The 14313-nt window shown below is 74.0% G+C and carries 8 protein-coding genes; 6 read left to right on the top strand and 2 right to left on the bottom strand.

Annotated elements, in window-relative coordinates:
* Positions 1-193: 193 nt before the first annotated feature.
* The 6 genes from WMF43_RS13835 (at position 194) to WMF43_RS13860 (ending at position 10243) form a co-directional block, all read left to right on the top strand.
* Positions 194-1027, top strand: coding sequence for a hypothetical protein (locus WMF43_RS13835; protein WP_437680525.1), 834 nt, complete (start codon positions 194-196; stop codon positions 1025-1027).
* 254 nt (positions 1028-1281) lie between these two features.
* Positions 1282-4371, top strand: coding sequence for a DEAD/DEAH box helicase (locus tag WMF43_RS13840; RefSeq protein ID WP_437680527.1), 3090 nt, complete (start codon positions 1282-1284; stop codon positions 4369-4371).
* A gap of 124 nt (positions 4372-4495) precedes the next feature.
* Positions 4496-5077 (top strand): hypothetical protein, encoded by a 582-nt coding sequence (locus WMF43_RS13845; protein ID WP_437680529.1) that lies wholly within the window; start codon positions 4496-4498, stop codon positions 5075-5077.
* Between the two features lie 65 nt (positions 5078-5142).
* Entirely contained in the window at positions 5143-6768 is a 1626-nt protein-coding gene (locus WMF43_RS13850) for an SDR family NAD(P)-dependent oxidoreductase (protein WP_437680531.1), read from the top strand.
* Between the two features lie 398 nt (positions 6769-7166).
* Positions 7167-9368 (top strand): cation:proton antiporter domain-containing protein, encoded by a 2202-nt coding sequence (locus tag WMF43_RS13855; protein ID WP_437680533.1) that lies wholly within the window; start codon positions 7167-7169, stop codon positions 9366-9368.
* A 5-nt stretch (positions 9369-9373) separates the two neighbouring features.
* Positions 9374-10243: a PTS sugar transporter subunit IIA gene (locus tag WMF43_RS13860; protein ID WP_437680534.1), complete on the top strand. Its 870-nt coding sequence runs from the start codon at positions 9374-9376 to the stop codon at positions 10241-10243.
* Positions 10244-10321: 78 nt separating this feature from the next.
* Here the strand turns inward: WMF43_RS13860 and WMF43_RS13865 are convergent, their stop codons facing one another.
* Together WMF43_RS13865 and WMF43_RS13870 are read right to left on the bottom strand one after the other, a co-directional pair.
* Positions 10322-11452: a hypothetical protein gene (locus tag WMF43_RS13865; protein ID WP_437680536.1), complete on the bottom strand. Its 1131-nt coding sequence runs from the start codon at positions 11450-11452 to the stop codon at positions 10322-10324.
* Position 11453: 1 nt separating this feature from the next.
* Positions 11454-14312 (bottom strand): TonB-dependent receptor domain-containing protein, encoded by a 2859-nt coding sequence (locus WMF43_RS13870; RefSeq protein ID WP_437680538.1) that lies wholly within the window; start codon positions 14310-14312, stop codon positions 11454-11456.
* Position 14313: the final 1 nt, after the last annotated feature.

Below are 14313 nucleotides of genomic sequence, written 5' to 3' on the forward strand. Positions count from 1 at the left end.
AAGCGAAGGCGGGTGGTGCTCCGTAATCAGCTCCACCTAGCCAGCACCACCACCCTCATCCTCGGCCGCCAGGGCGCGGCGCCGCGGTCGGCTCCGCTTGGCGCGCGCGGGTCGTGCGAGCGTGTGGGCGAGCCCCGGCCGCCGAGAAAGCGCTCGCAGGGCCCGCGCCCGGTGCGTTACGTTAAACCTGCCGATGAGTGGGGATCCAACCGCGACCGAGCCCGCGCCGCAGCCGTCAACATCCCGCCTTCAGGAAAACGGCTCGCCGGGCGCGGCGAGCGACACGCCGGTCGCCGCAGCGGTCGTCACCCTCTCGTCCGGGCGGCGCTACGAGATCGAGGCGGGCCCGTCGGGGGATCGGCTCATCGTCCGCGGCACGGGGGGTGGGACCGTCCTCCAGATGGAGATCACCGACGCTGGTCCGGTGCTGTCGTTCGCGGCGCCGGACGGCGATCGCGCGCCCTCGTCGCGCGGCGCCTGGGAGGCCGAGTCGTCCGTGCCGCCGGGGCGCGCGGTCGCGGCGCCCCGATCGGCGATCGTCCCCCTGCCGCGATCCGCGGGCAGCTCCTCCGAGAACGAGGCCGACGAGCCGGTCGAGGTGCCGCGGGCCATGCCGCTGCCCTCCATCAAGATGCCGCCGGAGGCCGAGCCGTTCCACCTCGACGGCGGCAGCGCGCGGTCGGGGGTCACGTCCCGGCGGCCTCCCGGCGAGGCCGGCGCCGCCCCCGCCGCGCGCGGGCCCTCGGACCTCGCGGCCGCAGGGCCGGCCTCGGAGCGGGACCTCACGGGAAAGCGGCGCAGGCTGCCCTCGCTCACCCTGGAGCAGTACGCGGCCCTCTGCGCCGAGTCCTCGCTCGGCGTGCCCTCCCTGTTCGACCGGGCGCTCCTGCGCCACGGCATCGCCGACCGGGACCTCTGGAAGGCGGTCGACCGCAGCTGGCAGGAGCGGCTCGAGCGCGAGCCGATCCTCACGCTGCGCTGGATGGAGCTCACGACGCGCTACCGCGAGCACCTGACGCGAAGGTAACGCCGCGCGGCGCCCCGCGTCGGCGGAGCTCGCCTTCCCGGGCCGCGCGGCCCGGGAATTCTGCTAGAGCAGCGCTCCGTTCACGCCGAGGCGAGCCCCTCGGAACCTGGAACCGAGGGCGGCGGAGCGAGACGCCTGTTACGCTTCCCGATCTCTCCGCCTTCCTGTGAACATCCTCATGAAGTGGTGCCGGTCGCCGGTCCAGAGAGCGCGCTCGCCGCGCCGCGGGCCCGGCGAGGGCGTCTGGAGTCGCCGTGCAGGGTCTTCTCGAAGCCATCCGCAAAGCCTGTCTTCCGGGCCTCTGGTCGCAGGGGGTGAAGCTCGCCCGCGAGGGCGCCGCCTTCGGCCGGGAGGACCGCGGCGAGGCCGTCCTGATCCGCGTCAAGGCGCCCGGCCAGCTCGTCGCGCCGAGCGTCACCCTCTACCCCGCGGACGCCGAGTGGACGTGCGATTGCGGCGGCAAGGTCGACCCTTGCGCGCACGTCGTCGCCGCGGCCATCGCGCTCTCGCAGGCGCCGGCGTCGAGCGCGTCGCCGGCGTCGAGCGCGTCGCCGGCGTCGAGCGTGTCGCCGGCGTCGAGCGCGTCGCCGGCGTCGGGCCAGCCGCCGGCGTCGGGCGCCGCGCCCGGGCCCGCCCCCGCCCGGCTGCGTTACCGGCTCCGGCGCAAGGGCCTCGTGCTCGCGCTCGAGCGGATGATCGTGCACGCGAGCGGCGCCGAGGAGCCGCTCCGGTTCTCGCTCGCCAGCCTCGGCGGGCGCGCCCTGCGGGGGCCCGCGTCCGAGGGCCGGCCCGGACCGAAGCCGCCCGAGCTCTACCCCACGCACGAGGACCTCGCGATCGACCGCCTCGTGGGCACCAAGCAGCACGGCTACTTCCCCTCGGATCGCCAGCCCGAGCTCTTCGCCGCGCTGGCCGGCGTCGCCGACGTGGAGCTCGACGGCGCGCCCGTCCGCGTCTCCAGCGAGGCGATCGGCCCCCGCGCGACGGTGCGCGACCACGACGACGGCATCGCGCTCCTCGTGGAGCGCGACGGGCGCGTCGACGAGGTCATCGCGTCCGGCGTCGTCCGGTGCGGCGGCACGCTCCACCTGCTCCGGGAGACGGACCTCACCGGCCCGAAGCTCGAGCGGCTGCCGCTCCGGCGGGTGTTCGCGCGCGCGGACCTCGGCAAGCTCGTGACCCAGGTCCTGCCCGAGCTGCAGAAGCGCGTCCCGGTCACGGTGCAGAGCCAGCGGCTGCCCCGCGCGGGCGGCGCGTCCCGCCCGCGGATCCTCCTCGAGCTCAGCCAGAAGGACCACACGCTCTCGGTCGTGCCCAGCCTCGTGTACGGCGATCCGCCGGAGGCGCGCATCGAGAACGGGCGGCTCGTGCACCTGTCCGGCCCCGTGCCCGTCCGCGACGAGGCCGCCGAGCGCGAGCTGCTCATCCGCCTGCGCGACGAGCTCCACCTCATCCCGGGCCGCCGGGTCGACTTCGACGGCGCCGAGGCGATCCGCTTCGCCTCGCGCCTCGAGGCGTGGGACGCGCGCGTGTTCGCCGACGCCCGCGGCGAGCTCTTCGGCAAGGCCGAGCTCGTGCCGCGCTTCGTCATCGACGACCGCGCCTTCGACGTCGAGTTCACGCTCTCCGCCGGGCGGAGCGACGGGGCGGACGAGGAGGGCGCCGGCGCGCCGCCGCGGCGCGCGGACGCCGCGGCCGTGATCCGCGCCTGGCAGGACGGCCTGCCGCTCGTGCCGCTGCTCGGCGGCGGGTGGGCGCCGCTGCCCTCGGCGTGGCTCGAGAAGTACGGCGCGCGCGTCGCCGACCTGCTCGCGGCGCGGCGCGACGACAAGGAGGTGCCGCCCGCGGCGCTGCCGTCGCTCGCCGCGCTGTGCGACGAGATCGAGCACCCGCGCCCGTCCGGCTTCGACCGGCTGATGCCGCTGCTCGACGGCTTCGCGTCGCTCCCGGAGGCGCCGCTGCCGCCCGACCTCACCGCGACGCTGCGCCCCTACCAGCGCCGCGGCGTCGACTGGCTCTCGTTCCTGCGCGACGCCGGCCTCGGCGCGGTGCTGGCCGACGACATGGGGCTCGGCAAGACGCTGCAGACGCTCTGCGCCCTGCGCGGCCGCACCCTCGTCGTGTGCCCGCGCAGCGTCGTCCACAACTGGGCCGACGAGATCCGGCGGTTCCGCCCCGGCCTCCGGTTCGCGATCTACCACGGCGCGCGGCGCGCGCTCGATCCCGCGGCCGACATCACGCTGACCACCTACGCCGTGCTCCGCAACGACGTCGAGCTGCTCGCGGCGCAGGCCTGGGACGTGGTGGTGCTGGACGAGGCGCAGGCGATCAAGAACCCCGACAGCCAGGCCGCGCGGGCGGCGTTCGCGCTGCGCGCCGAGCTGCGCGTCGCGCTGAGCGGCACGCCGGTCGAGAACCGCCTCGACGAGCTCTGGAGCCTGCTCCACTTCACGAACCGCGGCCTGCTCGGCGGGCGCAGCGCCTTCCAGGATCGCTACGGCCGGCCGATCGCCGACGGCGTGCAGGGCGCGGCGGCCGAGCTGCGGCAGAAGATCCGCCCCTTCGTGCTGCGGCGGCTGAAGCGCGAGGTGGCGCCCGAGCTGCCGCCGCGCTCGGAGACGGTGCTCTACTGCGAGCTCGAGGAGGCCGAGCGCGAGCTCTACGACGCGGTGCACGCGGCCACCCGCAAGGACGTGGTGGCGAAGCTCGCCGCGGGGGCGAGCGTCATGGCGGCGCTGGAGGCGCTGCTCCGCCTGCGCCAGGCGGCGTGCCACCCGGCGCTGATCCCGGGCTCGCACGCCGGGGAGGCGGGCGCGGCGCTGGCGGCGCGGACCGCGCCCTCCGCCAAGGTGACGCGGCTGCTCGAGGCGCTGGAGGAGTGCGTGGCGGACGGCCACAAGGCGCTCGTCTTCTCGCAGTGGACGTCGCTGCTCGACCTCGTCGAGCCGCACCTCGCCGAGGCGGGGATCTCGTTCACGCGCCTGGACGGCGCGACGCGCGACCGCGGCGCGGTGGTGGCGGAGTTCCAGTCGGCGGGCGGCCCTCCGGTGATGCTCATCTCGCTCAAGGCGGGCGGCACAGGCCTGAACCTGACCGCGGCGGACCACGTGTTCCTGCTCGACCCGTGGTGGAACCCGGCGGTCGAGGATCAGGCGGCGGACCGCGCCCACCGCATCGGGCAGCACCGCCCGGTGATGGTCCACCGGCTCGTCGCGAAGGACACGGTGGAGGAGGGGATCCTCGCGCTCCAGGAGCGCAAGCGCGCGATCGCGGGCGCCGCGCTGGGCGAGGCGGACAAGGCGGTCTCGCTCACGCGGGAGGACCTGCTCGCGCTGCTGGGATGACGCGCGCGGGGCCACGCCGCGCGCGGGCGTCGCCGCGGCGGCGGCGGCGCCGCCGCCGCCGCCGCCGATCGAGCGCGACACGCGCGGTTGCGACGGTCGAGCTGTCGTGGGATGAGCGCCTGCGATGCGAACCTCCCGCCTGCCCCTCGCCGCGCTGCTGACGTCGCTCGCTGCGTGCACCGTCAACGGTCCCCGAGAGCCCGCGCCCGAGCCGTCGCCCACGGCCACGGCGCCCACGGCCACGGCGCCCACGGCCACGGCGCCCACGGCCACGGCGCCCACCGCGACCGCGCCCGAGCCGTCGCCCACGGCCACGGCGCCCACCACCGCCGCGCCGACCGCGCCGCCGACGTCGAGCGCGCCTCCGGCGCAAGCGCCCGGCGACGAGGTGCTGCTCGGCTCCTGGAGCTCCGCCGCGTGTGCGCCGCGCAAGTACGAGCGCGTGTTCTCCTTCGTAAAGGACGGCAGCTTCACCGCGGAAGATCGCGTCTCCCCCTGTCCGCCGAAGGTGGCGTGCGTCTGGTCGGGCATCGTCCATCACAAGGGCACCTTCAAGCGCTCCGGCGACACGATCGCGCTCTCGGTCGCCGAGACGTCGCAGGGGCGCGGCGCTCAGCCGTTCCCGGCCACGCTCGCCGTGGATCCCAAGACGGGCGTCCCCGCCGAGACGGGCGAGGACGGCAAGCGCTGCCCGTACCAGCGCTGAGCTCCGATCCCTCCGCGCCGGCGGTTCGCGGGAGGGGCGCCGGTGTGTTATGCACCGCCGCTTCGATGAGCTCCGACCGCGAGGCCGCCGGCGCAGGCCGGCCGTTCACAGCCGCCGATCTCGACGCCTGCCTGAAGGTGCTCGAGGCCCTCGTCGACGATCGCGCGCTGCTCGCCGACGTCAGCGCCGAGGACCGCCGCCGGCTCCTCCTCGCCGCCGGCCGCGTCTCGCGCCCCGAGCGCGCCGAGCAGCGCGAGCTCGCCCGGGCCTTCCGCAAGGGCGACCGGCGCGCGCAGCGGTCCGCCGACACCGCGATCCTCGACGCCGCCGGCATCCGCGTCGCCCGCCGCGATCCCGTGTTCCGCACGCCGGACGCGCCCGCCCTCTCCCCGTCGACCGCGGCCGCCCCGGCCGTCGAGCTCGCCTGCGCCGCCGCTCCGGCCGTCGACTCCGCCGAGGCCGCCGCCCCGGCCGTCGACTTCGCCGCGGAGCCGGCGCCGCCGCCGGACGCCGGCGCGCCGGAGCTCGCGCGGCCGCGCAAGTGTTATGTCTGCAAGGCCGAGTTCCGGAAGGTGCACTTCTTCTACGACGCGATGTGCACCCCCTGCGGCGACTTCAACTACAAGAAGCGCAGCCAGACCGCGCCGCTCGACGGCCGCGTCGCGCTGGTCACGGGCGCCCGCGTCAAGATCGGCTACCAGGCGGCGATCATGCTGCTCCGCGCCGGCGCGCGGGTGATCGTCACCACCCGCTTCCCGCACGACGCGGCCCGCCGCTTCTCGGCCGAGCGCGACTTCGACGTGTGGGGCTCGCGGCTCTCCATCTATGGCCTCGACCTCCGCCACACGCCGAGCGTCGAGCTCTTCACGCGCCACCTCCTGCGCACGCAGGGCCGGCTCGACTTCCTCCTCAACAACGCCTGCCAGACCGTGCGGCGCCCGCCGGGCTTCTATGCCCACCTCATCGAGGGCGAGACCGCGCCCGTCCGCGCCCTCCCCGAGGGCGCCCGGCCGCTGCTCCGCGACTACGACGCGCTCCGGGAGCGCGGCACGCTCCCCCTCGTCGCCGGCGGCGACCCTTCCGCCGGCATCCGCGAGCCCGCGCTGCTCTCCCAGATCCCCGGCCCCGGGGACGAGCCCCTCGACGAGGTGCTCTTTCCGAGGGGCCGTTACGACGCCGACCTCCAGCAGGTCGATCTCCGGAGCATGAACAGCTGGCGGCTGACGCTCGCCGAGGTCCCGACCGTCGAGCTGCTCGAGGTCCAGCTCGTGAATGCCGTCGCCCCCTTCGTGCTGAACTCCCGGCTGAAGCCGCTCATGCTGCGCCACCCGACGTTCGATCGCCACATCGTCAACGTCTCGGCGATGGAGGGGCAGTTCTACCGCCGGTACAAGACGGACAGGCACCCTCACACCAACATGGCGAAAGCCGCGCTCAACATGATGACGCGCACCTCCGCGCCCGACTACGCGAAGGACGGCATCTTCATGAACAGCGTCGACACCGGCTGGGTCACGGACGAGGACCCCGCGGCCCTCGCCGCCCGCAAGCTCGAGGAGCACGGCTTCCACCCGCCGCTCGACATCGTCGACGGCGCCGCCCGCATCTGCGATCCCATCTTCTCCGGGCTGCTCACCGGCCAGCACCGCTACGGCCAGTTCCTCAAAGACTACATGCCCGCCGACTGGTGACTGGAGAGGCGGTCACCCGCTTCGGATACGGGCCCATCTCGGCGTTTTCGGTGCTCAGCGCACAGGAGTGCGCCTCCGCGCCGAAAACGCCGATCTGGACCCGTCTCCTGTGCGGGTGACCGCCGCTCCGGGACGCATGTAACCGGCGCTCCGGGACGCATGTGACGGAGGCGGATGAAAGCGGCGCTGGCGACTACGCGCCGTTCCCCAGCGTCGCGCTCGCCTGCCACGTTTACCTGCTCCGCTCCACTTTATCCGACATCGCCCGACTGCCCAGCTCGTCCGATGCGTCCACACCCGGTCGCGTGTGTCATGACGCCTTGCGTCCGTTCGCTTGACAGCGTCGCAAATCTGCTGATAAGCGTTCACTTAACACTTACCAGGAGGGAGCGTACGTCGTGGAGATACTCGTTCATAATTCGCTGACCCGCTTCCTCATCCAGGCGTTCCTGATCATCGTGTGCGCGCGCCTCGTGGGCCTCATCGCCCGCAGGCTGGAGCAGCCGATGGTCATCGCCGAGGTCACGGCGGGCATCCTGCTCGGTCCCTCGCTGTTCGGCTGGCTCTTCCCGGAGACGTCGGCGGTCATCTTCGCCGAGCAGTCGCTGCCGCTGCTCAAGCTGGTGAGCGAGGTCGGGCTCATCGTCTTCATGTTCCTCATCGGGCTGGAGCTCGACCCGAAGCTGCTCCGCGGGCGCGGCCACGCCTCGGTCATCATCAGCCACACCAGCATCGTCGTGCCGTTCGCGCTCGGCGGGTTGCTCGCGCTCTATCTCTACCCGCGCCTGTCCGCCAGCTCCGTCCCCTTCAGCTCGTTCACGCTGTTCATGGGCGCCGCCATGAGCATCACGGCCTTCCCCGTGCTCGCGCGCATCCTCACGGAGCGGCGCCTGCTCAAGTCGAAGGTCGGCGCGCTCACGATCACCTGCGCCGCCGTGGATGACGTGACCGCCTGGTGCATCCTCGCGTTCGTCGTCTCGATCTCGCGCGCCACCGGCCTCGTGGGCGCCGTCTGGACCACGGTCTTCGCCTGCGCCTACATCGGCGGCATGCTGGTCGTGGTCCGACCGTTCCTGGACCGGCTCGGGGAGCGCGGCGGCACCAAGGAGGGGCTCTCGCAGGACCTCGTCGCCGTCACGCTCCTCCTGCTCATCGTGTCGAGCTGGACGACCGAGATGATCGGCATCCACCCGCTGTTCGGCGCCTTCATGCTGGGCGCGATCATGCCGAAGGGCACGAGCTTCGCGCAGAGCCTGGCCGAGAAGCTCGAGGATTTCGCGGTGGTCTTCCTGCTCCCGCTCTTCTTCGCCTACAGCGGGCTGCGCACCCACATCGGTCTCCTCAACTCGGCGGACGGCTGGCTGATGTGCGGCCTCATCATCGTGGTCGCCTGCGTCGGCAAGTTCGGCGGCAGCACCGTGGCCGCCCGGCTCACCGGCCTGCGCTGGCGCGAGGCGAGCGCGCTCGGCATCCTCATGAACACCCGCGGCCTGATGGAGCTCATCGTCCTGAACCTCGGGCTCGATCTCGGCATCATCTCGCCCAAGCTGTTCACGATGATGGTGCTGATGGCGCTGGTCACGACGTTCATGACCACGCCGCTCCTGCGCTGGATCTACCCGCCGGAGGAGCTCGCCAAGGAGCTCATCGACGCGCCGGGCCGGACGCCGCTCCCCGCCGCGGCGGCGGAGGTCTACACCGTGCTCATGTGCGTCTCCTACGAGCGCACCGGCCCCGGCATGGTGACGCTCGCGAGCGCGCTCGCCCGCCGCGGCCCCGACGCGCGGCGCCTCTACGCGCTGCGCCTCATCCCGCCGACCGACCGCGGCTCGTTCTACCTGAACCAGGCGCCCGAGGGGCAGGGGCCGGGCGCGCTCGCGCCGCTGCTCGCGCGGGCCGAGGAGCTCGACGTCGAGGTCCGGCCGCTCTCCTTCGTCTCGCCCAAGCCGAGCCTCGACATCTGCAACGTCGCCGACGTGAAGCAGGCCGACCTCGTGCTGGTCGGGTGGCACAAGCCGCTGTTCAGCCAGACCGTGCTCGGCGGCACGGTCTACGAGGTCATGCGCAGCGCCCGCACCGACGTCGGCGTGCTCATCGATCGCGGGCTCAAGGAGGTCCGCCGGTTGCTCGTCCCCTTCCACGGCACCGCGCACGACAAGGCGGCGCTGGGGCTCGCCCGCCGGCTGGTGCAGGAGGTCGGCGCGGACGTCACCATCCTCCACGTCGTCAAGCCGACGCGCAAGGCCGGCGACGCGCCGCTCGGCGCGCAGGAGACGGTGGACCAGGTGTTCGAGGGCGAGGAGGGCGGCGCGCTGCGGAAGTCCAAGGTGACGCTCAAGGTGGTCGAGCACGACTCGCCCGCGGCGGCCGCGGTGGACGAGGCGGCGCGCGGCTACGACCTCGTCCTGGTCGGCGTCGGGCCCGAGTGGGGCCTCGCGCAGCGGCGGTTCGGCATCCGCGCCGAGCACATCATCCAGGGGTGCCCGACGTCGCTGCTCGTCGTGCGTCACCATGAGCCCGCGACGGCGCCCGCCGCGGCGCCGGCGCCCGCGGCGAAGCTCTTCGCGCTCGCGTCCGAGCCCGAGCCGGATCGCACCTGAGCCCCATGGCCGCGGTCCCCGACATCGGCAGCGCCTCGCGGGCGCGCGCCCTCGCCGAGTTCGGGGCCGCGCTGCGGCTCCTCCGCGTCGAGGCGGGCATGAGCCTGCGCGCGCTCGCGCAGCGCATCGGCGTGTCCAGCGCCTACCTGAGCCGCGTCGAGCACGGGCACGACGCCATCCCCACGCCCGACCGGCTCACGGCGATCGCGAGCGCGCTCGGCCTCCGGCCGGCGCTCCTCCTGGAGCTCGGCCACCAGGTCGAGCCGCTCGTCGCCCGCTACCTCGACCGCGTCCCGGCGGCGAACGCGCTCTTCCTCGAGATCGCGCGCCGCCGCCTGACCGGCCCGCAGCTCGCGCGCGTCAAGGCGTTCATCGACGCCGAGTTCCCGCTGGGCGCCCCGTTCGGCGCGGCGCCCGCGCCGCGGCTGAGCGCGCTGCTCACGCCGGAGCGCATCGTGCTGCGCCTCTCGTGCGCGCACCTCGAGGACGTCATCGACGTCGCGGCGTCCCGGCTCGCCCCGCCCGGCGGCGCGATCGCCGCGAGCGCGCTCGCGCAGGAGATCCTGCGGCGCGAGCGCGAGTCGCCGACCGCGCTCGGCAACGGCGTCGCGGTCCCCCATGCGATCCTGCCGGGCGCCTGCGCCGCGGCCGTGCTCGCGACGCTGGTCGAGCCGCTCGCCGTGCCGACCCCGGGCGGCGCGCCGCTCCGGCTGATCGTCGTGCTCGTCTCCGGCGAGGGCGGGCGCGCGCACCTCGAGCTGCTCGCGCAGGTGGCCCGGCTCGCCGTCCACGACGCCGCCGACGCGCTGTGCGCCGCGGAGAGTCCGGCGCAGCTGATCGAGCAGCTCGCGCAGCTCGAAGCGGGCTGCGGGTGACCGCCGCTCTGGGACCCCGGTGGCAGCGGGCTGAACCCGCCTGAAACGAGCAGGATTTCGGGCCGCCGAGGGGCGGCGTCACTCGATGATGCGGACGAGGCGCTGCACCACGTGCGAGCCGCCGCGCACGTCGCGCAGCACCGCGGTGATCGTGGCGATGCCCGGCTCCGCGGGGGCGATCCACGTCACGGCGTGGTCCTCGATGTACCCCGTGGACGGGTCGTTCACGAGCTTGATGCCCCCGTCGAGGTCGCCCTGATCGGCGTAGTAGTTGACCCAGACGCTCTCCTTCAGCGACTGCTGCTTCGCGTCGGGGTCGGTCTCCGCCACCTTGTCCTTGTCGACGATCACCTCCAGCCGGTGCGCCTCGCAGTCGGTGAACGGATCCGGCGCGTTGCACCCGACCTCGCGCCGCTCCTCCGCGCTGAGGGGGCAGCGGCGGACCTCGCGGATCGCGCCGAGGTCCTCGGGCATGGACTCGCCGTCGAGCTCGAGATCCACGATCGTCGGGTTCACGTTCGGGCGGCGGTCCTCGAAGACGTAGACCTGCGTGTAGCCGGGGACGAAGCTGTCCGCGCCGAGCCGGCGGCCGCTCGAGTCGAAGCAGCCGATGGGGAACGTCCCGGCGCGCCCGGTGCCCTGGTCCTCCACGGCGCCCGGCCTCCCGGCGCAGGCGACGAAGAAGACGAAGGCGCTGCCGTAGTGCGGGCCCGAGGCGGGGGGCTCGCGGCTCGAGAGGATCTCCTCCCCGATCCGGATCGTGTAGGTGTCGCCGAATCCCACGGCCACGCCGTTGAGCTCGGGCGGCGGGTCGCCCTCTTCCCAGTCCTGGAGCTGCTCGGCGAGCGGCTCGAAGTCCTCGTAGCAGCCGTAGTAGTCGTCCCCGATCGGGTTCTCGCACCCGCCGAACCAGTAGACCGACACCGGCCGCGACGCGTCGTCGTCGTCGCCGAACGCGTCTTGGTAATGGATCCGGAAGGTGACCTCGTCGCCGGGGTTGGCGTACGGCTTGTCGGCGACCACCGCGAAGACGCGGAGCGAGTCCACGAGGCTCGGCGGATCGAAGCCAGCGACGCACCCGGAGGCGATCGCCGGCGCGGCGAGCGCGCCGAGCGCCAGCGTCCCGAGCAGCGCACGCCGCCACCCGCGCCGCGCGCCGGCGGGCTTCACCGCGCCGCCCGCGCCGCCCAACGCTCCCGTGGATCGCATCTCAGAACTCTCCTCGCATCCCGAAGCTCGGCAGGACAGGCAGCCCTGTGACGTACTGGCGGGCCGTATAGTTGTAGTTGTACTGGATCGCCTCGCTGTTCGCGTTGTTGTAGACGTTCTGCACGTCGAGGTAGGCCGAGAGCCGGAAGCGCTTCCAGGCCCACGTCTTGTCGAGCCGCAGATCCAGCTGGTGGAACACCGGGAGCCGCTCGGTGTTCGTGCCGGAGAATGGGATCGGCGTGTAGGTCCCGGTCGGCGCGTGGAACAGCGCGTTGGTGCGGTACGGGTCGCAGCTCTGCTCGTAGACGTTGCACACGTTGGGCGTGACGAGGTTGCCGGAGACGAGGCGGAACCGGGCGCCGAACTCCCAGCCGTCGCCGAGGCGGTAGCTGCCGAGCACCGTCAGGATGTGGGTCTGGTCGAACGAGACGAGCCGCTCCGCCTCGCCGGGCCCCGGCACCCGCGTGCTGCGGGAGAGCGTGTACGCGGCCCAGCCGAAGAAGCGGTCGTCGGGCTTGTACTTGAGCAGGAACTCCCCGCCGACGACCCGGCCGGACCCGGCGTTCCGGTACTGGAGCTGGACCGTGCTCGCCTGGTCGAGGCCGACCACGAGGTCGTCGAGCTGCTTGTAGAACCCCTCGGCCGACGCCTCGATGTTCCGGGTGAGCTCCTGCTCGACGCCGACCGCGTAGTGCAGCGCCCGCGTCGCCCGCAGGTTCGGGTTGCCGAGCGGCGGGATCACCTCGTTGAACTGCGGCGGCTGGTGGAACACGCCGACGCCGCCCTTCACCGTGGTGCGCGGGAACCCGTGCGCGACGTCGACGCGCCCGTTGACCCGCGGGCTCACGGTGGCCTGCTGGTTGAGGTCCTGGTAGTCGAGGCGCAGGCCCGGGACGAGCTTCGCGCGGGCGCTCGGGGCGAGCTCGAGCTCCGCGTAGGCCGCGGGGAAGTAGAACGAGCCGTCGCGCGAGACCTCCTGGAGGGTGCGCGTCGAGAACGGCTGGTTCGGCGGCTCGCCCGGGCGGTTCGGCGCGGGGCCGCGGAAGCTCACCTTGTAGAGGCCCGTGGACATGTCGAGCCCCGCGTTGAACGTCGCCCCCTTGGACAGCCGCCGGGAGTACTCGAGGCGGCCGGAGAGCGTCTTCAGATCGATCTGGAAGTAGATCGGCCCGACCCCGAAGTCGGCGTCGTCGCGGCCGAGCGCGACGACGCCCTCGAGCCGGTCCCGGTCGGTGAGCTCGTGGTCGTAGCGGACCTGCAGCCGCTGAAACGCGGTGTGCAGCCCGACGTTGCCGGAGAGGGCCGGCTCGTTCGGCACCGGATCGCTGAGGAGCAGCTCGAGCGCGTCGTCCGACCCGAAGAACGCGAGGCGGAGGCGCGACGAGGGCGTCGGCTCGGCCTCGAGCAGGGCCTGGTAGTCGTAGTAGACGGGCGCCTGGGTGACGCCCGCGCCCGCGGCCTCGAGCACGGGGCCGAACGACTCGCCGATGTAGCTCCGCCGGCCCGCCACCGCGAAGCGGATCTTCTCGAGGAACGGCACGGGCCCCTCGAGCAGGAGGCGCGCGTCGATCAGGTCCATCTGGGCGAGGCCGTGGTACTCGCCGTCCGCCTTGGGGGAGCGCAGCGCGACGTCGACGATGCCGCCCTGCACGCGGCCGTACTTGGCGCTGAAGTTGCCGGGATAGAAGTCGATCTTCTCGAGCATCTCGGTCGGCACGACCGAGGAGAGGCCGCCGAAGTGGTAGACGAGCGGCACCTGGGTGCCGTCGATGAAGGTCTGCGTGTCCTGCGGGCCGGAGCCGCGCACGATGAGGAGGCCGGCGACGGTCGGTGGGCGCGCCACGCCCGGCAGGTTCTGGAGCGAGCGCAGCGCGTCGCCGTTCGTGCCGGGGATGCGGTTGATCTCGCGCTGCTCGAGCGTGCGCTTCGTGACCTCGCGGGGCGGGCGGTCGCCGCGGACCGTGACCTCGAGGCCCTCGCCGCGGGGCAGGAGCCGGTACTTCACCTCGAGCTGCTCCCCGGCGGCGATCTCCTCCTCGACGGAGAGCGGCTCGAAGCCGGGCGCCTCGATGGTGACCTGGTAGCGCCCCGGCGGGAGGTCGACGAAGCGGAAGGCGCCGCTCTCGTCGGTGGTGAGCTCCGGCGCGGCGGCGCGGGCGGGTGGCGGCGCGCCGCCGCCCGCCCGCGCCGCGCCGCCGGTGCGCGCGACCGACACGGTGGCGCCGGCGAGCGGGACGTCGCCGCCGCTGGCGAGCACGGTGCCGCGGAGGTTCTCGGCGGGCGTCGCCGCGCCCGCGGCGTCCGGCGGCGGCGCGGCGGGCTTCAGCGTGAACGAGTAGCGGTACAGGATGCGCGCCGCCGCGGGGGTGCCGTCGGCGCGCCGGGCAGGCTCGAACTCGAGCTTCTGGGCGGCGGCCACGGCCGACTCGTCGAACCCGTGCCCGCCGCTCTCGACGACGACCGCCTGCTTCACGCGCCCGTTCCGGTCGATGTCCAGCTGGAGGGTCACCGACCCCTCGACCCCCTGCTGCTCGGCCTCCTTCGGGTACTCCGGCGGCGTGTAGTTGAGCGCCCGCGGCGGCGTCGCCCGGCCGGCCGGCGCGGGCGCGGCGTCCGCGGGCTTCACGAGCGCGCCGTCGGCCCCGCGCGGCACGCTCGTCGGGCCGGGAGGCGCCGGCGGGGCCGCCTGCCCCGGCGCGCCCTGCGGCGGCTGCTGCGCGCCCTGCGGCGGCTGCTGCGCCCGCGCCGGGGCGGGCGAGAGCGCGGCCGCCAGCAGGGCGGCCAGCGCGGCGTGGGCCCGCCTGCGGGCGCGGGGCGGGCTCGATCCGTCGAGGCGCACGAGGGCGGGCTTCGGCGTCACC

Origin of the sequence: Sorangium sp. So ce131 (assembly GCF_051519095.1) — a bacterium.
GTDB lineage: Bacteria > Myxococcota_A > Polyangia > Polyangiales > Polyangiaceae > Sorangium.

Excerpts from the sequence above, each read along its gene's own strand:
- WMF43_RS13835 (WP_437680525.1), top strand. The coding sequence starts at position 194 with ATGAGTGGGGATCCAACCGCGACCGAGCCCGCGCCGCAGCCGTCAACA.
- WMF43_RS13845 (WP_437680529.1), top strand. The coding sequence starts at position 4,496 with ATGCGAACCTCCCGCCTGCCCCTCGCCGCGCTGCTGACGTCGCTCGCT.
- WMF43_RS13850 (WP_437680531.1), top strand. The coding sequence starts at position 5,143 with ATGAGCTCCGACCGCGAGGCCGCCGGCGCAGGCCGGCCGTTCACAGCC.
- WMF43_RS13860 (WP_437680534.1), top strand. The coding sequence starts at position 9,374 with ATGGCCGCGGTCCCCGACATCGGCAGCGCCTCGCGGGCGCGCGCCCTC.
- WMF43_RS13865 (WP_437680536.1), bottom strand. The coding sequence starts at position 11,452 with ATGCGATCCACGGGAGCGTTGGGCGGCGCGGGCGGCGCGGTGAAGCCC.